The 19900-nt window shown below is 75.9% G+C and carries 23 protein-coding genes; 15 read left to right on the top strand and 8 right to left on the bottom strand.

Annotated features, from left to right (window positions below; all coding sequences use genetic code 11):
* Positions 1-82 precede the first annotated feature (82 nt).
* From HL054_RS15745 to HL054_RS15715, 7 genes are all read left to right on the top strand, one after another.
* Positions 83-706, top strand: coding sequence for a DUF6758 family protein (locus tag HL054_RS15745; RefSeq protein ID WP_369139953.1), 624 nt, complete (start codon positions 83-85; stop codon positions 704-706).
* Positions 707-861: 155 nt separating this feature from the next.
* Entirely contained in the window at positions 862-1017 is a 156-nt protein-coding gene (locus HL054_RS15740) for a hypothetical protein (RefSeq protein WP_014742606.1), read from the top strand.
* Positions 1018-1025: 8 nt separating this feature from the next.
* The gene (locus HL054_RS15735) at positions 1026-1742 is read left to right on the top strand and encodes a PH domain-containing protein (RefSeq protein ID WP_369139952.1); all 717 of its coding nucleotides are present in this window, start codon (positions 1026-1028) and stop codon (positions 1740-1742) included.
* A 63-nt stretch (positions 1743-1805) separates the two neighbouring features.
* Positions 1806-2663 (top strand): PHP domain-containing protein, encoded by an 858-nt coding sequence (locus HL054_RS15730; protein WP_369139951.1) that lies wholly within the window; start codon positions 1806-1808, stop codon positions 2661-2663.
* A gap of 32 nt (positions 2664-2695) precedes the next feature.
* A complete protein-coding gene (locus HL054_RS15725) occupies positions 2696-3547 on the top strand; it encodes a RecB family exonuclease (protein ID WP_369139950.1) in 852 nt (283 codons plus the stop codon).
* Positions 3548-3597: 50 nt separating this feature from the next.
* Positions 3598-4044, top strand: coding sequence for a MerR family transcriptional regulator (locus HL054_RS15720; protein WP_369139949.1), 447 nt, complete (start codon positions 3598-3600; stop codon positions 4042-4044).
* Positions 4022-5002 (top strand): aldo/keto reductase, encoded by a 981-nt coding sequence (locus HL054_RS15715; RefSeq protein ID WP_369139948.1) that lies wholly within the window; start codon positions 4022-4024, stop codon positions 5000-5002. Before HL054_RS15720 ends, HL054_RS15715 begins: the two co-directional genes overlap by 23 nt.
* 3 nt (positions 5003-5005) lie before the next feature.
* On the opposite strand, the gene HL054_RS15710 is transcribed toward HL054_RS15715, so the two are convergent.
* Entirely contained in the window at positions 5006-5410 is a 405-nt protein-coding gene (locus HL054_RS15710) for a hypothetical protein (protein ID WP_369139947.1), read from the bottom strand.
* Positions 5411-5586: 176 nt separating this feature from the next.
* Positions 5587-6213 carry a LysE/ArgO family amino acid transporter gene (locus HL054_RS15705; RefSeq protein ID WP_369139946.1) on the bottom strand — a complete coding sequence of 209 codons (627 nt, stop codon included), beginning with the start codon at positions 6211-6213 and terminating at the stop codon, positions 5587-5589.
* 77 nt (positions 6214-6290) lie between these two features.
* Between HL054_RS15705 and HL054_RS15700 the strand changes: the two genes are divergently transcribed.
* Positions 6291-7169, top strand: a complete 879-nt coding sequence (locus tag HL054_RS15700) for a LysR family transcriptional regulator ArgP (RefSeq protein WP_369139945.1) — start codon at positions 6291-6293, stop codon at positions 7167-7169.
* Positions 7170-7184: 15 nt separating this feature from the next.
* Here HL054_RS15700 and HL054_RS15695 read toward each other — a convergent pair whose 3' ends face one another.
* The 4 genes from HL054_RS15695 to HL054_RS15680 all read right to left on the bottom strand — a co-directional run bounded on the left by HL054_RS15695 (position 7185) and on the right by HL054_RS15680 (position 11938).
* Positions 7185-8057, bottom strand: coding sequence for an oxygenase MpaB family protein (locus HL054_RS15695; protein ID WP_369139944.1), 873 nt, complete (start codon positions 8055-8057; stop codon positions 7185-7187).
* Positions 8054-8986 (bottom strand): alpha/beta fold hydrolase, encoded by a 933-nt coding sequence (locus tag HL054_RS15690; RefSeq protein WP_369139943.1) that lies wholly within the window; start codon positions 8984-8986, stop codon positions 8054-8056. The genes HL054_RS15695 and HL054_RS15690 overlap by 4 nt, the downstream gene beginning before the upstream one ends.
* Positions 8987-9033: 47 nt before the next feature.
* Positions 9034-10188 (bottom strand): outer membrane protein assembly factor BamB family protein, encoded by a 1155-nt coding sequence (locus tag HL054_RS15685; RefSeq protein WP_369139942.1) that lies wholly within the window; start codon positions 10186-10188, stop codon positions 9034-9036.
* A 61-nt stretch (positions 10189-10249) separates the two neighbouring features.
* Complete coding sequence (locus HL054_RS15680) at positions 10250-11938, bottom strand: DEAD/DEAH box helicase (protein WP_369139940.1); 1689 nt, start codon at positions 11936-11938, stop codon at positions 10250-10252.
* 435 nt (positions 11939-12373) lie between these two features.
* On the opposite strand from HL054_RS15680, the gene HL054_RS15675 reads away from it, so the two are divergent.
* On the top strand, positions 12374-13036 hold the full coding sequence (locus HL054_RS15675; protein ID WP_369139939.1) for a ferritin-like fold-containing protein: 663 nt from the start codon (positions 12374-12376) through the stop codon (positions 13034-13036).
* A 54-nt stretch (positions 13037-13090) separates the two neighbouring features.
* Here the strand turns inward: HL054_RS15675 and HL054_RS15670 are convergent, their stop codons facing one another.
* Together HL054_RS15670 and HL054_RS15665 are read right to left on the bottom strand one after the other, a co-directional pair.
* The gene (locus HL054_RS15670) at positions 13091-13321 is read right to left on the bottom strand and encodes a DUF3107 domain-containing protein (RefSeq protein WP_369139938.1); all 231 of its coding nucleotides are present in this window, start codon (positions 13319-13321) and stop codon (positions 13091-13093) included.
* A 122-nt stretch (positions 13322-13443) separates the two neighbouring features.
* A complete protein-coding gene (locus tag HL054_RS15665) occupies positions 13444-14088 on the bottom strand; it encodes a TetR/AcrR family transcriptional regulator (protein ID WP_369139937.1) in 645 nt (214 codons plus the stop codon).
* An 81-nt stretch (positions 14089-14169) separates the two neighbouring features.
* Here HL054_RS15665 and HL054_RS15660 point away from each other — a divergent pair, with 81 nt between their 5' ends.
* The 6 genes from HL054_RS15660 to HL054_RS15635 all read left to right on the top strand — a co-directional run bounded on the left by HL054_RS15660 (position 14170) and on the right by HL054_RS15635 (position 19829).
* Positions 14170-15195 carry an alpha/beta fold hydrolase gene (locus tag HL054_RS15660; protein ID WP_369139936.1) on the top strand — a complete coding sequence of 342 codons (1026 nt, stop codon included), beginning with the start codon at positions 14170-14172 and terminating at the stop codon, positions 15193-15195.
* Positions 15196-15253: 58 nt separating this feature from the next.
* Positions 15254-16246, top strand: coding sequence for a DUF3152 domain-containing protein (locus HL054_RS15655; RefSeq protein ID WP_369139935.1), 993 nt, complete (start codon positions 15254-15256; stop codon positions 16244-16246).
* Positions 16247-16374: 128 nt separating this feature from the next.
* A complete protein-coding gene (gene moeZ, locus HL054_RS15650; RefSeq protein ID WP_369139934.1) occupies positions 16375-17535 on the top strand; it encodes an adenylyltransferase/sulfurtransferase MoeZ in 1161 nt (386 codons plus the stop codon).
* A gap of 128 nt (positions 17536-17663) precedes the next feature.
* Positions 17664-18251, top strand: coding sequence for a TIGR03086 family metal-binding protein (locus tag HL054_RS15645; RefSeq protein ID WP_369139933.1), 588 nt, complete (start codon positions 17664-17666; stop codon positions 18249-18251).
* A 94-nt stretch (positions 18252-18345) separates the two neighbouring features.
* Complete coding sequence (locus HL054_RS15640; protein ID WP_369139932.1) at positions 18346-19485, top strand: hypothetical protein; 1140 nt, start codon at positions 18346-18348, stop codon at positions 19483-19485.
* Positions 19486-19505: 20 nt separating this feature from the next.
* Positions 19506-19829 (top strand): MGMT family protein, encoded by a 324-nt coding sequence (locus HL054_RS15635; RefSeq protein ID WP_369139931.1) that lies wholly within the window; start codon positions 19506-19508, stop codon positions 19827-19829.
* Positions 19830-19900: the final 71 nt, after the last annotated feature.

Genomic DNA, 19900 nt, shown 5'->3' with positions numbered 1-19900 from the left:
GGCCCACCTGGCCCACCCACCGTGCGACCCGTACGGTCCGGGAGCTTGACGAACCCCACCCGGGACAGGACGGTGAGCGGCCATGAGCGTCTCCCCGGTGTGCCCTCGGTGCGGCGAGACGCTGGTGGTGAAGCCCGGGTCCACCGCCGAGGGCTGGTGCCACCGGCACGCGCTGGTCACCCCGCTGCACCACACCGTCGTGGTCGCCCACGACGCGATCTCCGCCGTCTGCGCCGACGCGCGGGTGCCGGCCTGGGTGCCCGACCCGATGCCGGGCGACTGGGCGGTCACCGGGCTGGCGTGGGGCGGTGAGCCGGGCGCCCGGGCCATCGTCGTCGCCTGCGCCGGACCGGCCCCGCTGGGCGGCTCCGCCGACCTGGTGCTCGTCGCCGAGGAGCCCGGCACCGGGCTGGGGTGCGGCTACGCGGGGCTGCCCGGCGTCGACCCCGGCGAGCTGGTGTCCGGGCCGTCCACGGCGGAGATCCAGGCCGCCGGCCAGCGCGCGCCGCTGTGGCTGGTGCCCACCGGCGACGACCGGGCCGCCTACGTCGGGGAGGCGCACGGCGTCTGGCTGTGGCTGGTCACCTGGCCGGCCTCGGCGGCCTGGCTGCTCGCCGAGGACCTGGAGCTGCTGGACCTGCGCGACCGGGTGTACCCCGACCTGCCGCTGGGCCCGCCGACCGACCGGCTGCTGCCCGGGCGCTGACGGTCTCGATCCCGCGGCGGTCGGCGTGGCGGCTGGTGCCGCCGGTGGGACAGCTGTTACGCATGTGCCTGCGGTCCTCCCCGGCCGTGGTGGCGCGTGCGCCGTCGACCCCGGTGCTCCGTCCTGCGACGCACCCGAGGAGAGGAACGCGACCCGTGCTGAAGAAGGTGCTCACCTGGTTGGCCGTCGCGTTCGTGGTCTTCTACGTGATCCAGCGGCCCGACGACGCGGCCGGCATCGTCCGCAGCGCCGGCGCGGCCCTGGGTGACGCGGCCCAGTCGCTGTCCACCTTCGTGGGCTCGCTGGTCTGAGCCCGGCCGTGTCCGGCCCCCGGCAGCGCGCGCCCCGCTGGGGCAAGGACGCCGCGAAGTACCTGCTGCCCGACGAGCCGCCGGTCATCGCGACCCGCCGGCACCCCGCCGTCCTGGCGCGGCCGGCGCTGCGCGGCGTCCCGGCGCTGGTGGTCGGGGTCTGGCTGCTGCAGCTGGACCCGGACAACCGGGTGAGCACGACGCTGGGCCTGGTCGTCGTCCTCGGCGCGCTGGGCTACCTGGGGCTGCACGTCGGCGAGTGGTGGGTGCGGCACTTCCTGGTCACCCGCCGCCGGGTGCTCCTGACCTCCGGGGTGATCATCCGGACGGTGGCGGTGATGCCGCTGCGCCGGATCACCGACCTGACCTGGAAGGAGACCTTCTGGGGGCAGCTGCTCGGCTACGGCACGTTCCGGTTCGAGTCCGCCGGCCAGCAGCAGGGCCTGGACGAGATCACCTACGTCCCGCACGCCGACACCCTCTACAAGACGCTGAGCCAGCTGATGTTCGGCACCGACTTCTCCACCAACCAGGTCGGCGAGGACGACGGCACCGGCTCGCTGGACGGGCAGGGCGAGGACGTGCCGGACGCACCGACCCACGACGCGCCGCCCCAGGACCCGCCGACCCGACGCGCCCCCACCCAGGACGCGCCGCGCCCGCCGCTCCCATCGGGACGGCGGCACGACACGGCGCCGATCCCGCGCACCCGGCCGTCCCCCTGATCGCCGGCGCGAGCGCCTCGGACCGCCGTCCCGGCCGGCGCCCGGGTACGGCAGGCTGACCCCGTGCGCATCGACCTGCACACCCACTCCGCGGTCTCCGACGGGACCGACAGCCCCGCCGAGCTGGTCGCCACCGCGGCCGCGGCCGGGCTGGACGTCGTCGCGCTGACCGACCACGACACCACCGCCGGCTGGGCCGCCGCGGCGGCCGCCCGGCCCGCCGGGCTGACGATCGTGCCGGGCATGGAGCTGTCCTGCCGGTACTTCCCGGCCGGCGAACCGCCGATCAGCGTGCACCTGCTCGCCTACCTCTTCGACCCGCTGCACCCGGCCTTCGCCGAGGAACGGGTGCGGCTGCGCGAGGAGCGGCTGACCCGCGGCGAGCGGATCGTGACCGCGCTGGCCGCCGACGGCTACCCGGTCGAGTGGGCGCAGATCGTGGCGCGCAGCGACGGCGGCGTGGTCGGCCGGCCGCACATCGCCCGGGCGCTGGTCGACGCCGGTGTCGTGGACTCCGTCGACGCCGCGTTCGCCACCGTGCTGCACCACCGCAGCCCGTACTACGCGGCGAAGGCCGACACCGACGTCCTGGACGGCATCCGGTTGGTCCGCGCCGCCGGTGGCGTGCCGGTGTTCGCCCACGGCCTGGCCACCTCCCGCGGCCGGGTCGTCGGGGACGACGCGATCGCCGAGATGGCCGCCGCCGGGCTGCTCGGCGTGGAGGTCGACCACCCCGACCACACCGCCGACCAGCGGGCCTACCTGCGGGCGCTGGCCGCCGGGCTGGGGCTGCTGCGCACCGGGTCCAGCGACTACCACGGCAGCAACAAGCGCACCCCGATCGCGGCCTGCACCACCGAGCCCGACCAGTTCGAGGAGCTGCTGGCCGCCGGCACGGGCGTCCCGGTCGTCACCGGCTGAGACCGTCGGTGGCCCCGGCTACCGTGGCGGGCGTGGGCGACCAGCTGGAGATGCCGGGCATGCCCCGGCGGCTGTTCTCCGCGACGCCGAGCAAGCTGGCCACCTTCGCCGACTGCCCGCGGCGCTACCGGTTCGCCTACCTGACCCGGCCCACCCCGCCCAAGGGTCCGCCGTGGGCGCACAACACCGTCGGCGCCGCCGTGCACGCCGCGCTGCGGTCGTGGTGGGAGCTGTCCCGGGAGAAGCGGACCGCGGCTGCCGCCCGGCAGCTGCTGTACGCCGGCTGGTCGCGCACCGGGTTCCGGGACGACGAGCAGGCCGAGCGCTGGCGGTCCCGGGCGGCCGGCTGGCTCACCGACTACGTCACCGACCTGGACCCGGACGACGAACCGGTCGGCACCGAGCGCACCGTCGGCGCGACCACCGGGCGGCTGGCGCTGTCCGGCCGGATCGACCGGATCGACCAGCGCGGCGACGAGCTGGTCGTCGTGGACTACAAGACCGGCCGGGTGCCCAGCACCGAGGACGAGGCCCGGGGGTCACCGGCGCTGGCGATCTACGTGCTCGGCGTCCGGCGCACCCTGCGGCGAGCCTGCAGCCGGGTCGAGCTGCACCACCTGCCCTCGAAGACCGTGGCGTCCTTCGAGCACACCGACCGGTCGCTGGCCAACCACGTCCGCCGAGCCGAGGACATCGCCACCGACATCGAGACGGCGACCGAGGCCCTCGCCGCCGGCGCCGACCCCGACGCGGCCTTCCCGCCGGTCACCGGCCAGCAGTGCAGCTGGTGCGACTTCCGGCCCAGCTGCCCGGCGGGGCAGGCCGCCGTCCCCGCACGGGAGACCTGGAGCTTCCTCGCCGAGGAGACCGTCCCGGCCGAGTGAGCGGGCACACCGCTGGACGGCTTGACCTGTAGCGCGCTACAGATCGCAGCATGGACGACGTGCCCCCGCTGCTGCTCCCCGACGTCCCCGTCGACGTCCCGCCGGAGGGCCTGCCCATCGGCCGGGCCGCCGAGGTGACCGGGCTGAGCGTGGAGGCGCTGCGCTACTACGAGCGCGAGGGCCTGCTCCTCGACCCCACCCCGCGCAACGCCGGCGGCCGCCGCCGCTACCGCGCCCGCGACCTCACCTGGCTCGCCGGGCTGGTGATGCTCCGGGAGACCAGCATGCCCATCGCCGACATGAAGGTCATCGCCGACCTGAGCCGGCGCCCGGGCACCGAGGCCGAGCGGCTGGTCGAGCTGGAACGGCACCGCGCGCGGGTGCTCGAGCAGCTGGCCCGCACCCGGCGGCACCTCGCTGCCATCGACGACAAGATCGCCGCCTACCGCGAAGTGGCGGCCGGAGAGGGACACCGTGCGGACCACCGGACTGGGTGACGGGCTGACCGTGTCGGCCATCGGACTGGGCGCGATGGGGATGAGCGCGTTCTACGGCGCCAGCGACGAGGCGGAGTCGATCGCGACCCTGCGGCACGCGGTCGACCTCGGCGTCACCTTCATCGACACCGCCGAGGCCTACGGGCCGTTCGAGAACGAGAAGCTCATCGCCCGCGCCCTCGGCGACCGGCGGGACCGGGTGACGCTGGCGACCAAGGCGTCGGCCGAGACCGACGACGACGGCACGGTGCACGGGCGCAACGGCACCCCGGCGTACGTCCGCCGGGCCGCCGACCGGTCGCTGCGGCACCTCGGCACCGACGTCATCGACCTCTACCACCTGCACCGCGTCGACCCGGCGGTGCCCATCGAGGAGACCGTCGGTGCGATGGCGGAGCTGGTGACCGCGGGCAAGGTCCGGCACATCGGCCTGTCGGAGGCGTCGGCGGCCACCATCCGCCGGGCGCACGCGGTCCACCCGCTGGCCGCCGTCCAGTCGGAGTTCTCGCTGTTCTCCCGCGACGTGCTGCGCAACGGGGAGAAGGCGGCCATGGACTCCCTCGGCATCGGCCTGGTCGCCTTCTCCCCGCTGGGCCGCGGGGTGCTGTCCAGCGGCGTCCGCAGCCTCGACGACCTGGCCCCCGACGACGCCCGGCGCGGCCTGCCGCGCTTCCAGCCCGCGGCCTTCGCCGCCAACCGGGCGCTGGTCGAGCGGGTCGAGGCGATCGCGGCGGAGAAGGACGCCACCGTCGCCCAGGTCGCGCTCGGCTGGCTCGTCGCCCAGGGCGTGGTGCCGATCCCCGGCACCCGCCACCGGGCCCGGCTGACCGAGAACGCCGGCGCCGTGGACGTGCACCTCACGCCCGCGGACCTGCAGCGGTTGACCGACGCCCTGCCGGACGACGAGATCGCCGGCAGCCGGGACGGCCTGTCGGTGCCCGAGGGCGCCGACCGCTGACCCTCAGCCGGCGCGGGAGGCGGCCGGGACGTCGGTGTAGCGCGCGGTCAGCACCTCCAGCAGGTGGCCGTGGCCGCGGAGGTACAGCCGCCGGCCGCTGCCGCCGGGGTTGACCTCGCCGACCTCACCGGGACGCCGTCCGGGCGGGTCGGCGGTGTACGGCGTCCCGTCGGCGTCGAAGCGCGTCCGGACCCGGTCGAAGTGGTCGTCGTCGACGAGGAAGGCCAGGTGCAGCGGTTCGGGCACCGGGGCGGCCGCGAAGTTGAGCACGAGGTGGTCGTCGAGCTGGACGGAGGAGAAGAAGCCGTCCTCCCAGGGCGCGCGGAGCTCGAGCAGGTCGACGAACCAGGCGACGGCGGCGTCCCGGTCGGCGACCGGGACGATCATGTGGTGCAGGGCGATGGGCACGCTGAGGACTCCAGGGGTGGGTCGGGGACGGGGACACGCAGTGCTCGTCCCGCCCGGCGGCCCGCGCGGCCGCCCCGGCGTCACCCGGCGGCCGGGTACCCGTTCCGTGCACGGCGCGAGGCCGACCCGGCAGTCATGCCGGGGAGTCTGCCGCCGGTCCGGCTGCCCGGCAAGGGTCAGCCGCCGGTGGCACCGCGGACGGCGAGGGAGACGGCGAGCGACACCATGACGACGGCGATCACCGCGTCCAGCACGCGCCAGGCGGTGGGCCGGGCGAACACCGGGCGCAGCAGCCGGGCGCCGTACCCGAGCCCGGCGAACCAGACCACGCTGCCCAGCGTCGCCCCGGCGGCGAACCACCAGCGCTCGCCGTCGTAGGTGCTGGCCAGCGACCCCAGCAGCACCACGGTGTCCAGGTAGACGTGCGGGTTCAGCCAGGTCAGCGCCAGCGCCGTGGTGACGGTGGCGGCCAGGCCGGCCCGCGCGCCACCGGACCCGGGCAGCAGCGCCGACGGCCGGAGCACGCGGCGGGCGGCCATCAGCCCGTACACCAGCAGGAAGCCCGCCCCGGCGAAGCAGACCACCTGCACCGCCTCCGGCACCCGGGTGACGACGGCGCCGGCGCCCCCCACCCCGGCCACGATCAGCACGGCGTCGGACAGGGCGCAGACGGCCACCACCGCCGCGACGTGCTCGACCCGGAGGCCCTGGCGCAGCACGAAGGCGTTCTGTGCGCCGATGGCGACGATCAGCGAGAGGCCGAGGCCGAGACCGGCGGCGGCGGCGAGCAGGGCGGGAGGCACGGACCCGACGCTAGGTCGCTCAGTCCCATGACTCCAGCTGTCTTTTCTTCAGCTGCTGAAGCGGCTCTAATGGCGGCATGGACCTCGACCTGGCCCAGCTGCTCGCACTGGACGCGACGGTCACCGCCGGCACCCTCGACGGCGCCGCCCGCGCGCTGCACGTCACGCCCAGCGCGATCAGCCAGCGGCTCAAGGCGTTGGAGGCGGCCACCGGCCGGGTGCTCCTGGTCCGGAGCAAGCCGGTGCAGGTGACCGCGTCGGGGCAGGCGGTGCTGCGGCTCGCCCGGCAGGTGGCCCTGCTGGCCGCCGACACCGCCCGGGAGCTCGCCGGTCCCGCGGGGCCGGTGACCCTGCCGATCGCGCTGAACGCCGACTCGATGGCCACCTGGGTGCTGCCCGCGCTCGCGCCGCTGGCCGGGGAGTTCGCGTTCGACCTGTACCGGGAGGACCAGGAGCACACCGCGGCGCTGCTCCGCGACGGCCGGGTGATGGCCGCGGTGACCGCGGCCGCCGACCCGGTGCCCGGCTGCTCGGTGACCCGGCTGGGCGGCATGCGGTACCGGCCGGTGGCAGCGCCGGCGTTCGCCGCCCGGTGGTTCCCCGACGGCGTCACGGCCGAGGCGCTGTCCCGGGCCCCGGTCGTCGTCTTCGACCGGCGCGACGACCTGCAGCACGGCTACCTGCGCACGCGGGGGGTCGACCCGGCCGCACCGCCGCTGCACCACGTGCCGGCGTCGGTCGACTTCCTCACCGCCGTCACGCTCGGCCTCGGCTGGGGGATGCTGCCCCGCCAGCAGGAGCCGGCCGGGGAGCTGGTCGAGCTCGACCCGGCCGGCGCGGTGGACGTCGTCCTGCACTGGCAGCAGTGGCGGCTCCGGTCGCCGTCGCTCGACCGGGTGGCCGCCGCCGTCCTCGCCGCCGCGCGGACGGCACTGGACCAACGGGTCCCCCAGTGACCTCGGGGTCCTCCCTCAGGCGGTGAGCCGCTCCGCGCCGGCGACCCGGATCCGGGCCGCCCGGACGATCGGCGTCTCGCGCACCCGGGCCGGCACCGCCAGCGCCGTCTGCCGGAACGCCTTGAGCCCCGCCGTCGCGGCCGTGTCGGTGAGCCCGAAGCCGGGCAGGCCGTAGAGCCGGCGGGCCCACCGGGGCAGGGTCGCGGCCCCGAGGGAGGCCAGCGTGCTCCACGCCGGCCGGGCCGGGGTGAGCAGCTGCACCCAGCCCGGCATCGGCGGCAGCAGGACGAACCGCGAGGCGGCGCGGGCGGCCGGGGTGACGGCCAGCCGGGACCGGACGCCGTCGAAGTAGGCCGCCAGCTCGGCGACGCTGCGGGGCACCTCGGACTCCTCCGCGCCGATCAGCACCGCCGCGGTCACCTGCTCGGCGACGTAGCGGTCGGCCTCGGCGTCGGTGAGCGGCACCCCGGCCCGGCGGGCGGTGGACAGCAGCGAGTCGACCTCGCAGTTGTGCACCCACAGCAGCAGGTCGGCGTCGTCCACGTTGTACCGGCGGCCGGTGGTCTCCTCGACGGCGGACTTGTCGCGGTGCAGCCCGCGCACCCGGCGCACCACCCGCAGCGCGTCCCGGCGGGTGCCGTAGCTCAGCGTCGCGACGTACTCGGCGGTGCGGGTGAGCCGCGCCCACGGGTCGGTGGTGAAGCCGACCGAGAACTGGTGCACGCCGTCCATGGCGATCGGGTGCAGCGCCTGCAGCAGCAGCGCCCGGATCCCGCCGACGGAGAACGCCGGGTCGCTGTGGATGCGCCAGGTGACGCTGTCCGGGCCGAAGAAGCCGAGCAGGTCCTCCTCGGCGGTGAAGTCCTTGATCGACGGGGTCGGCCTCATCGGACGGCCTCGGCCTGGTCGTCGCCGGCCGGCACCGCTGCGGTGGGGTCGGCCCAGAACGACAGCAGCACCTGCAGCGTGCGTCCGGGGTTCTCGATCGCCGGGGAGTGCACCGCGTGCCCGATCACCTCGTGCCGGGCGCCGAGCCGCTCGGCCATGTCGGCCTGCGCGACCGGGCTCCAGGCGTCGTCGGCGATGCCGTGGGCGACCAGCACCGGGACGCCGGTGGCGGCGAGCTCGGCCACCCGGTCGGGCTCGCCGAGCATCGCGTCGGCCATGCCGCGGAGCCCGGCGGCGCTGTTGGCCAGGAACCGGCGGCGGAGGAACTCCTGCGTCGGCGCCGGCACGGCCTGCGCCCGCGGGTCGGTCATGGCCAGCTGCTCGAGGGTGTCGTTGACCAGCTGCACCCCACCGGCGTCCAGCAGCGGCGACAGGTGGTCGAGCAGCTCGGCCCGGGGGCCGGTGAGGGACGCCGGGCCGCTGCCCAGCAGGGTGAGCGTGTCGAACAGCGCCGGCTCGGCCAGCACGGCGGCGCGGCCGACCAGCCCGCCGAAGCTGTGGCCGAGCAGGTGCAGCGGCCCGGCCGACCGGTCGCGCAGCCGGCGGGCGACGGCGACGACGTCGGCGGCCAGCTCGGCGACCGAGTACCGCGCGGGGTCGTCGGGGCCGGGTGACTCGAACTGGCCGCGCTGGTCGATGGCGACCGCCCGCAGCCCGGCGTCCGCGAGGGGGCTCAGCAGCGGGGCGAAGTCCTCCTTGCTGCCGGTGTAGCCCGCGACCAGCAGCACCGTCCCGGTCCCGGCGGCGCCGGTGTCCAGCGCGGCCAGGGGGCCGGCCAGGCCGGGGAAGGTCACCGGGGCGGCGTCGTGCGCCGCGAGCTGGCGGAGGTCGTCGGGGGCGGTGTGCTCGGAGCCACCAGGCAGGACCATGTCACCGAGTGTGCCCTGCCGATCGGTCGTGTGCCGCCGATCGGCGGTCAGGAGAGGCCGGTGACCTCGTCGGCGGTCGCGTAGACGACCACCGGACCCAGCACCGACATGCGCCCGCCGGCCGGGACGGCGTCCGGCGTGCTCGAGCGGTCGAGCTCGGTGCCGTCGGCCAGCGAGCGCACCACGAAGGCGCCGTCCTCGGGCGAGGTGACGGCGGGGGCGCCGGTGCGGCCGGTCCGGTCGCTGCCCGCCGACGGCAGGCCGAGCGCCGGGACCGACCAGCGCACCAGGCCGGTGGTCTGGTCGAGGGCGTAGACGGTGCCGCGCACCCAGAGCAGCGCAGCGTCGCCCACCCCGGCCTGGTGCAGCGGCTCGGTGCGCACGTCCTGGCCGTCCGCCAGGCCGGGCAGCTCCAGCTCGGTGAGCAGCGCGCCGTCGGCGGGGGAGAGCACCTGCACCCGGTCGCCGACCACGACGTCCACCAGCCGGTCGACGCCGGCCAGCCGGGCGGTGGCGCCGGCGGTGTCGACGTCGCGGGTCCAGACCGGGTCGCCGCTGAAGCCGTCGAGCAGCTCGACCCGGAGGGCGTCGGACCCCGTGCAGCGCTGCAGCACGACGACGCCGGAGCTGCCGACGTCGGAGCCGACCAGCCGGCAGCCGTCCGCCGGGGCGTGCCGCCAGCGGGTGTTGTTGCCGGTCGGGTCGATGGTCACCACCCCGGTCGGGCTGCTGGCCAGCAGGATCCGGTCGGTGCTGGCCAGGTCGACGTCGGTGCGGAACCGGACGCTGCGGTACCAGTCGCGCACGCCGGTCGACGCGGTGAAGGCCACCATCTCGTTGCACCGGCTGGTCGTGCGGAAGACGGCGACGACCACGCCGTTGACCGCGGTGGCGTCGCAGAGCGTCGCGTTGGCGCGGCGGTAGTGCCAGGCCTCCTCGCCGGTGCCGGCGTCGAGCAGCGCCAGCCCGTGCTCGTCGGTGACCAGCACCCGGCCGCCCTCCACCACCCGCCGTGGCGACGCCGGGCCGGTGCTGGCCGACCAGGCGGCGGCGATCTCCGCGGCGGGCGAGCCGTCGGGGACGGCGGCCGCCGCGGCGGTCGTGCTGGAGGTGGCCGCGACGTCCGAGGTGCGCCACAGCAGCACGGCGACGGCGGCCACCACGAGGGTGACCGCCGTCCAGACCCAGGTCCTGAGCTTCATGGGACGGCCACCTCCAGGGCCCGCCGCGAGCGTGCGAGTGGGGGGAGGAGGTGGTCCTTCGTCAGGCGGCGGACTCGGGGCCGCCGCCGGCGTTGCCGCCGCGGCCGCCGCGACGACGCCGGCGCCGCGGCCGCGCGTCGCCGGTGGGCTCGGCCGAGGCAGCCGGGACCGGGGCCCCCGCGCCCTCCGGCGCGGCCCCGTCGAACGCGGCCCCGTCGAACGCGGCGGCGGCACCGGCCGCCGCGGCGCCGTTCCCGCGGGTGCGCTGCCGCGGCCGGCTCTTGCGCGGGCCGGCGGACGGCGTCTCGTCCTCGGCGGGGGCGGCGTCGCGGGGACCCCGGCCGCTGTCGCGACCCGGACCGGAGCGGTCGCCGCCGGTCGGGCGGCCGCCGCCGGGGCCGGCACCGGTGCGCTGCCGCTTGCCGGTCTCGCCGAGGTCCTCGAGGGTCTCCGCACCCAGCCCCTCGCGGGTCCGCTGCGAGCGGGGGAGCCGGCCGGTCGCCGTCGTCGGCACGTCGAGGTCGGAGTAGACCCACGGCGAGGTCGAGTAGGTCTCCGGCGGGTCGGCGAAGTCGAGGTCCAGCGCCTTGTTGATCAGCTGCCAGCGGGGGATGTCGTCCCAGTCGACCAGGGTGACCGCGACGCCGGTGCTGCCGGCCCGGCCGGTGCGGCCGATCCGGTGCACGTAGGTCTTCTCGTCCTCGGGGCACTGGTAGTTCACGACGTGGCTGACGCCGGTGACGTCGATGCCGCGGGCGGCGACGTCGGTGGCCACCAGGACGTCGACCTTGCCGGCGCGGAACGCGCGCAGCGCCTGCTCACGGGCGCCCTGGCCGAGGTCGCCGTGCACGGCGGCCGCGGCGAACCCGCGCTCGACCAGGTCGTCGGCCACCTTCTGCGCCGTGCGCTTGGTGCGGCAGAAGACCATCACCAGGCCGCGGTCGCGGGACTGCAGCACCCGGGACAGCAGCTCGGGCTTGTCCAGGTTGTGCGCGCGGTAGATGAACTGCGTCGTCTGCGGGACCGTCGAGCCCTCGTCGTTGCCGTGCGCCCGGATGTGCGTGGGCTGGGTCATGAACGACCGCGACAGCGTGACGATCGGGCCGGGCATCGTCGCGGAGAACAGCATCGTCTGCCGCTTGTCCGGGACCATCGCCAGGATCCGCTCGATGTCCGGGAGGAAGCCCAGGTCCAGCATCTCGTCGGCCTCGTCCAGGACGAGCACCTTGACCTTGCCCAGGATCAGGTCGCCCCGCTGGGCCAGGTCGAGCAACCGGCCGGGCGTGCCGACGACGATCTCCACGCCGGCCTGCAGCGCGGCGACCTGCGGCTCGAACGCGCGGCCGCCGTAGATGGCCTGCACGCGGATGCCGCGGCGGGCACCGGCGGCGGCCAGGTCGCGGGAGACCTGCACGCACAGCTCACGGGTCGGGACGACGACCAGCGCCTGCGGGACGCCGTCGCCCCCCTCGGCCGGCGGGACGACGCGCTGCAGCATCGGCACGCCGAAGCCGAGGGTCTTGCCGGTGCCGGTGCGGGCCTGGCCGATGAGGTCGTGGCCGGCCAGGGCCAGGGGGAGGGTCAGCTCCTGGATGGCGAAGGTGCGGGTGATCCCGACCTCGGCCAGCGCGGCGATGACGTCGGGGTGCACGTCGAAGTCGCTGAACAGCGGGCTGTCGGGGGCGACGGGTGCGCCGCCGAGCTCCTCGACCTGCTGCTCGAGCTCCTCGGGGGCGGGCGCGCCGGTCACGGCGTGCTCCAGCTCGGGAGCGGCCGGGGTGGTGTCGACGGGGGTGTTCTCGGTGGAGGTCAGTGCTCTCGCCTCGGTCTGGTGGGGGACCGGGCCGCGCCGTCGGTGCGCGGGCCTCGTGGCCCGGGCGTTTCCCGTCGTCGTCCGCCGGTCCCGGGGTCGGTTCCGGGATGTTCGATCCAAGCGCCGACGCGGCCAGCAGACCGGGCGTCGGGTGCAGACTGCCCGGGAGACGGCCCTCGGTGGGCCGGTCTCGAGGAGGAGATCCAGCGGTCATCAGCGCACAGGGGATTGCCTTGCAGTGAACGGACCTGGCGGACCGCCCATTCCATCCTAGCCTGACCAGCCCGTTAGCCTCGGCGTCCGGCCGTGCACCACGGCCGGACACGGCCATCCGCGGCGGCGAGCTGCCCGGTGCGCCAGGAGGAGGGGCACGTGACCGCCGTCGACGAGGACGCCGCACCCCGGGCCGTCATCGACCTGCTGGGGGTGCTGGCCTACGCCGAGCTCACCGCGTTCGACCGGCTCGCCGAGGACGCCCGGCTGGCCCCCACGCTGGACGGGCGCGCCGCGCTGTCCCGGATGGCGGCCGCGGAGATCGCCCACCACGACCGGATCACCGCCCGGCTGCAGGAGCTCGGGGTCGACGCCGGCACGGCGATGACCCCGTTCGTCGCCGCCCTCGACGCCTTCCACGACGGCACCCGGGCGAGCACCTGGCTGGAGGGCCTGGTCAAGGCCTACGTCGGCGACGGGCTCGCCGCCGACTTCTACCGGGAGGTCGCGGCCTTCCTGCCGCAGCCGGACCGGGCGCTGGTCGAGGAGGTGCTGGCCGACACCGGGCACGCCGACTTCGCCCTGCGCGAGGTGCGCGCCGCGATCGTCAGCGACCCGAAGATCGCCGGCCGGCTGGCGCTCTGGGCGCGCCGGCTCGTCGGCGAGGCGCTCACCCAGTCGCAGGCGGTCATCGCCGAGCACGACGAGCTCGCCGAGCTGATCGTCAGCGGCACCGGCGACCTGGCCGGGGTGGGCCAGCTGCTCGGCCGGATCACCAGCGCCCACTCCGCCCGGATGCGGGCCCTCGGGCTCAACCCGTGACGCAGGAGGGGCGCCCCCGCGGTGCGGGAGCGCCCCTCCCGGACGTGCGGTCGTTCAGCCGGCGATGAAGCCCACCCGGCGGGAGTCGGCCTCGGCGATCTCGACGTAGGCGATCCGGTCGGTCGGGACGACGATGCGGCGGCCGCGCTCGTCGACGAGCGTGAGCAGGCCGTCCTTGGCCCCGGTCATGGCCTTGGAGACCTCAGCCGCGATCTCGTCCGGGGTCTTGGGGCTGTCGATGACCAGCTCACGGGGCGAGTGTTGGACACCGATCTTGACTTCCACGTGGAGATGCCTCCTCAGGTCTGGCTGCTGGTCGACCACGCTAGTCCAGCGCCGCGTGGAGGACCGGCCGAGCCGGTGCGCCGTCAGCGAACGCTGGACGGCGGTGCTGCAGTGCGGGGAGGTCAGTCGGCGTCGTCGCGCCGCGGGAACCCGGAGATGCCGCGCCAGGCGAGCGCGGAGAGCAGGGACACGGCCTCGTCGCGGGACACCGAGCCCTGCCGGGCCAGCCACCACCGGGCGCTGGTCTCGCACAGCCCGGTGAGCCCGGACGCCAGCAGCAGCGCCCGCTCGGGGTCCGCGCCGGTGTCGGCGGCGATCACCTCGGCGATGGCCTCGATGCAGGCCCGCGCGCCCCGGTCGGCCAGCCGCCGCACGTCCGGGTCGTTGCGCAGGTCGGACTCGAAGACCAGCCGGAACGCCTCGCCGTCGGCGCCGACGAAGTCGAAGTAGGCGCCGACCGCGCCGTCCACCCGCAACCGGTTGTCGTCGGTGCCCGCCATCGCCTCGCGGACCCGCTCGCTGAGCTCGTCGACCTGCTGCTCGAGCAGCGCCAGGTACAGCTCCCGCTTGCCCGGGAAGTGCTGGTACAGGACCGGCTTGCTCACCCCGGCCCGGTCGGCGATGTCGTCCATCGCGGCGGCGTGGAAGCCCTGCGCGACGAAGACGTCCTGCGCCGCGCGCAGCAGCTGCACCCGGCGGGCGCTCCGCGGCAGGCGTGAGGTGCGACGGGTGGCCGGCGGCACGGGGACGGGTCGGCTGGGCTGCATGGCCCGACGATCGTAGCCGGGGGCATTCCGGACGGCACCGTGTCGCCCCGGGCCGGCGAGCGGTGTTCTACCGTCGGGTAGGTGAGCGACGCCCGGCTGTCCGAGACACCCCTTCCCCGGCCCGGAGCGCTCATCCCGCCGTGGCCCGGGTCGATGGTGCCGGTGACCGGCGGCGAGGTCTTCGTCCGGCACACCCCGTGGCGCGGGCCGCTGACCGCCGAGGGCGTGCACGCCGGCCCCGTGGACGACGCCCCCCGCGAGCGGGCGCTGTACGTGCACGGCCTGGGCGGTGCCTCGACGAACTGGACCGACCTCGCGGCGCTGCTCGCCGTCCGGTTCGACGGCTGGGCCCTGGACCTGCCCGGCTTCGGGGAGTCGGCGCCGCCGCCGAGCTACTCGATCCACCGGCACGTCCAGGCGGTCGTCGACGTCCTGGAGTGGGTCGTCGCCCGGCCCGGCCCCGGTCAGGGGGCGCCGGTGCACCTGGTCGGCAACTCCCTCGGCGGCCTGGTGAGCGTCTGGGTGGCCGCGCGCCGGCCGGACCTCGTCGCCACCCTCACCCTGATCTCCGCCGCGATGCCGGTCTACCGGGTGCCGGCGGCCTTCGACCGGGCGATCGCCCTGGTGATGCTGCCGGGCGTGCCCGCGCTGGCCGAGCGCCGGCTGGCCGGTGCCACGCCCGAGCAGCGGGTGCGCGGGCTGCTGCAGATGTGCTTCGGCGACCCCCGCCGGGTGCCGCGGGAGCGGGTCGAGGAGGCCGTCGCCGAGATGCGCCGGCGCGACGAGCAGCCCTGGGCCGGTCAGGCGCTGACCCGCAGCCTGCGCGGGCTGATGACCTCCTACCTGCGGGTCGGGCGGGCGAACGCCTGGCGGATGGCCCGGTCGGTGAAGGTGCCGTCGCTGGTGGTCTGGGGCGACCGGGACAAGCTGGTCGACCCGGCGCTGGCACCCCGGCTGGCCGCCGTCCTCCCCGACTCCCGGCTGCAGGTCCAGGAGGGCATCGGCCACCTGGCGATGCTGGAGGCGCCGGAGCCCACGGCGCGGGCGGTGCTGGCCCTCGCCGAGGACGCCGCGGCGCCGGCGGCCGTCCCCGCCGCGCAGGCGTGACGGGCCGGTCCGACGCGGCTCGACCCGTTCGGCGCCCGTGCGTGAGAGCCTCGTGCGCGTGACAGGTTCCCGGACCCGCGTCGAGGGCGGGCCCCGGCGGACCGACCTCGCCGACGTCCGGCCGAGGGCGCACCGCCCGGCCGCCGTGTCCTCGCCCCCGGCCCCACCGTGGTCGGACCCGGACCCCCGGGCGCCGTCCGGGCCGCTGGTCGCCCGGCGCGAGCCCGTCCCGCTCCGGCGCGCCGCCCCGCTGCGCGGCGGCCGGTGGCGCCGCTTCGTCCGGCGGCACGGCTGGCGCGCCTACGCGATCCCGCTGCTGACCATCGCGACCCTGGTCACCCTGGTCGACCTCGTCACGGCCGGCAGCGACGGAGCGTCCGGGCGCGGGTCCGCCGCGGCCGTCGGCAGCCCGCTGGTGACGGCGCAGCCCACCGCGCCGGCGCCTGGCACGGCGCCGGCCGAGGGCGAGGGCGCCCCCGCCGAGACCCCGGCCCCGCCCGCGGCCGCGACCTACGTCGAGCAGGGCGCCGGCACGCTGAGCGTCGTCGACGGCAGCTCGACGGTGTACGGCAGCGGCCCGCTGCAGCGCTTCGTCGTCGAGGTCGAGGACGGCATCGGCGTCGACGGCGCCCAGTTCGCCGCCGCCGTCGAGGGCACCCTCGGCGACCCGCGCTCGTGGGGCGCCGGCGGGCAGATGTCCTTCCAGCGCGTGGGCGCGGCCGAGAGCGCTGCCGGCGACTACGACTTCCGGGTCAGCCTGGTCAGCCCCGGCAGCATGGAGACGTACTGCCCCGGCGTGGGCACCGGCGGCTACACCTCCTGCCGGTACGGCGAGCGCGCGGTGGTCAACCTGGCCCGCTGGGAGACCGCGGTGCCCGACTACGACGGCGACATCGCCACCTACCGGCTCTACGTCGTCAACCACGAGGTCGGTCACGCCCTCGGCAACGGCCACCAGGACTGCCCCGGCCCCGGCCAGCTCGCGCCGGTGATGCAGCAGCAGACCCTCGGCCTGCAGGGCTGCGCCAAGAACGCCTGGCCCCACCCCTAGCAGCACGTTCCCGCTGGGCGGGACGATGTGGGGGCGAGGGGAATCACCGCAGCGTGTCAGGCTGTTGCGCAGTGCAGGACGACGGCTCCGCAGCCGTCACGCCCATCCGCAGCCGCGAAGGAGCACCCGTGTCGTTGCCACCCCTGGTGGAGCCCGCCGACGACCTGTCGATCGACGAGGTCCGCCGCTACAGCCGCCACCTGATCATCCCCGACGTCGGGATGGACGGGCAGAAGCGGCTCAAGAACGCCAAGGTGCTCGCCGTCGGCGCCGGTGGCCTGGGCTCGCCGGTGCTGATGTACCTGGCCGCGGCCGGGGTCGGCACCCTCGGCATCGTCGAGTTCGACACCGTCGACGAGTCCAACCTGCAGCGCCAGATCATCCACGGCCAGTCCGACGTGGGTCGCTCCAAGGCCGAGAGCGCCCGGGACTCGATCAAGGAGATCAACCCCCTCGTCGACGTCCGGCTGCACGAGACCCGGCTGGACAGCGAGAACGTGCTGGAGATCTTCGCCGACTACGACCTGATCGTCGACGGCACGGACAACTTCGCCACCCGGTACCTGGTCAACGACGCCTGCGTGCTGCTGGGCAAGCCCTACGTGTGGGGCTCGATCTACCGCTTCGACGGCCAGGTGTCGGTCTTCTGGGACGAGCACGGGCCCAACTACCGCGACCTCTACCCGGTCCCGCCGCCGCCCGGCATGGTCCCCTCCTGCGCCGAGGGCGGTGTGCTCGGCGTGCTCTGCGCGACCGTCGGCGCCATCCAGGCGACCGAGGCGGTCAAGCTGATCACCGGCATCGGCGAGACCCTGCTGGGCCGGCTGATGGTCTACGACGCCCTCGAGATGACCTTCCGCGAGATCAAGGTGCGCAAGGACCCCGAGGGTGAGCCGATCACCGGCCTCATCGACTACGAGGCGTTCTGCGGCGTCGTGTCCGAGGAGGCCCAGGAGGCCGCCGCGGGCTCGACGATCACCGTCGACGAGCTCAAGGACATGATGGACGCCGGCAAGGACTTCGAGCTGATCGACGTCCGCGAGCCCAACGAGTACGAGATCGTCTCGATCCCGGGCGCGAAGCTGATCCCCAAGGACGAGATCCTCTCCGGCCGCGCGCTGTCCCAGCTGCCGAACGACCGGCCGATCGTGCTCCACTGCAAGACCGGTGTCCGGTCCGCCGAGGCGCTCGCGGCGGTCAAGAACGCCGGCTTCAAGGACGCGGTGCACGTGCAGGGCGGCGTCACCGCCTGGGCGACCCGCATCGACAAGGCGCTCCCCACGTACTGAGGACCTCGTCTCCCCCCACGACACGCTCCGCGTGCCGCGGGGCCCTGAGACGAGGCCGTTCCAGCACGTCACCTGGGCCCCGGGACGCCGATCGGCGTCCCGGGGCCCGGTCTTGTTCTACTGGGGCCATGCCAGCGCCGTCGCCCACCGACCTCCTGATGCTCTTCCAGCGGGCGCAGGCGCAGTTCACCGACCGGGTCGACGCCGTCGACCCCGGCGCGTGGGACGCCGAGGCGCTGCCCGGGTGGAGCGTCGCGGACATCGTCGCCCACCTGACCAGCGAACAGCTCTGGGTGCCCCCGCTGCTGGGCGGCGAGGAGCCCGGGGCGATCGCCGGCCGGGTCCCCACCGGCACCGAGGAGCTGCTCGGCGGTGACCCGCTGAGCGCCTGGGAGACCGCCGCCGACGAGGCGCTGACCTCCTGGGCCGGGCCCGGGGCGCTGGAGCGGACCGTCCACCTGTCCGGCGGTCCGACCCCGGCCACCGACTACCTGGTCGAGATGACCGCCGACCTCACCGTGCACGCCTGGGACCTCGCCCGCGCCGTCGGCGGCGTCACCGAGCTGGACGCCGAGCTGGTGGCGGCCGCCTTCCGCTACGCCGAGGAGCGCCTCGGGGACGACGGCGTGCCCGGCGTGATCGCCGCCCCGGTCGAGGTCCCGCCCGGGTCGGACCTGCAGACCCGGCTGCTCGCGCGGTTCGGCCGCCGGGCCTGACGCACGGGACACCCCGGTGGGGTGACAGTCGGCCCTCAAGCCGGTCGGCACCCCTAGGCTCCGTGCCGTCGCAGCACAACTCGGAGGTCGCACGATGAGCCAGCCACCCCAGGGGCAGCCCCCGCACGCGCCGGACGGCCGGCCCCCCTCGGGCGACCAGCCGTCCCCGGGCGGCTGGGGCCAGCAGCCCGGCCAGCAGCCCGGCCGGCCGCAGCAGCCCGGTCAGGGGTGGGGCCCGCCGCCGCCCGGCCAGTCCCCGCAGCCCGGCTGGGGCCAGCCCCCCGCGGGGCCGCCGAACCAGCAGCCCGCCCAGGGCTGGGGCCAGCCGGCGCAGCCCGGCCCGGCCTACGGCGCGCCGGCCGGCCCGCCTCCCGGCCAGGGTGCCTGGGGTGCGCCGCCGCCCCCGAACTACGGCGACCAGCCGACCCGGGTCGGCGGCTTCGGCGTGCCCGGCCAGCAGCCCCACCCGGGCGGTCCCGGCGGACCCGGTGGGCCGGCCGGTCCGGGTGGTCCCGGCTGGGGCGGGCCCGGCGGGTCGAGCGCCGCGGGCGGGGACGGTGGTGACAAGAAGCGCACCATGATCATCACGGCCGTCGCGGCGACCGTGCTCGTCGTGGCCGGCATCGTCCTGGCCGTCTTCCTGGCCGGTGGCGACGACGACGACAACCGCGCGGACGTCTCCGGGACCACCACCACGTCGTCGTCCCCGACGACGTCCGCCCCTGCCCCGAGCACCTCCAGCTCGTCGACCGGCGGCTTCTCCTCGGCGCCGACCACCGCCGGCGCCGACCCGGCGGGCTTCCTCGCCCAGCTGCCGGCCGACTTCGTCGACTGCACCCCGGAGGAGCTCGCCGGGGACGGCGACATCGCCGCCGCCAGCTGCGGTGCCGCGCAGACCCAGCCCGGCCCGTCCGACGCGACCTTCTACCTGTACCCGGACGTCGCAACCCTCGACGCGGTGTTCCTCAACGACGTCACCACCGAGGCGCTCGTCGAGTTCACCGGCGAGACCGACTGCTCGACGTCGACCGGGTACGGCCCGTGGACCTACTCCGACGGGACGCCGGGTGGGCAGGTCGCCTGCCAGGTCCTCGACGGCGGCTACGTGGTGGTGGCCTGGACCGACGACGAGTTCCTGACCGAGGGCCTGATCCGGGCCCCGGGCACCACGCAGGCCGACGTCAGCACGCTGTACGAGTGGTGGACCTCGGCCAACAGCGAGTACCAGGGCTGAGCGCAGGGGAGGACCCCGAGGTGCACCCACCCGGCCCGGCGGACCGGACCGCGGAGGACGTCGACGAGGCGGTCCTCGACGCGGTCGAGGCCATCCCGCCGGGCCGGGTGAGCACCTACGGCGCGATCGGGCGGCTCGTCGGGGTGGGACCCCGGCGGGTCGCCCGCGCGCTGTCCGGCGGCGGTGGGGCCGCGGTGCCCTGGTACCGGGTCGTCCGAGCGGACGGCACCGCCGCCGAACCGGTCCGGGTGCGGCAGCTGGAGCTGCTGGCGGGCGAGGGCGTGCCGCTGCAGGGAGCGCGGGTCGACCTCCGCGCGGTCGGCTGGCCCGACGAGGACTGCTGACCACGCCCCGTCCGCGCCGCCGTGCGCGGTCCGGGACGGGATCGCGGGACTGTCGTACCGGCGTGGTGTCA

The sequence above is a fragment of the Modestobacter versicolor genome (assembly GCF_041028285.1).
Classification (GTDB): Bacteria; Actinomycetota; Actinomycetes; order Mycobacteriales; family Geodermatophilaceae; genus Modestobacter; species Modestobacter versicolor_A.
This window is presented reverse-complemented; position numbering and strand designations above follow the sequence as displayed.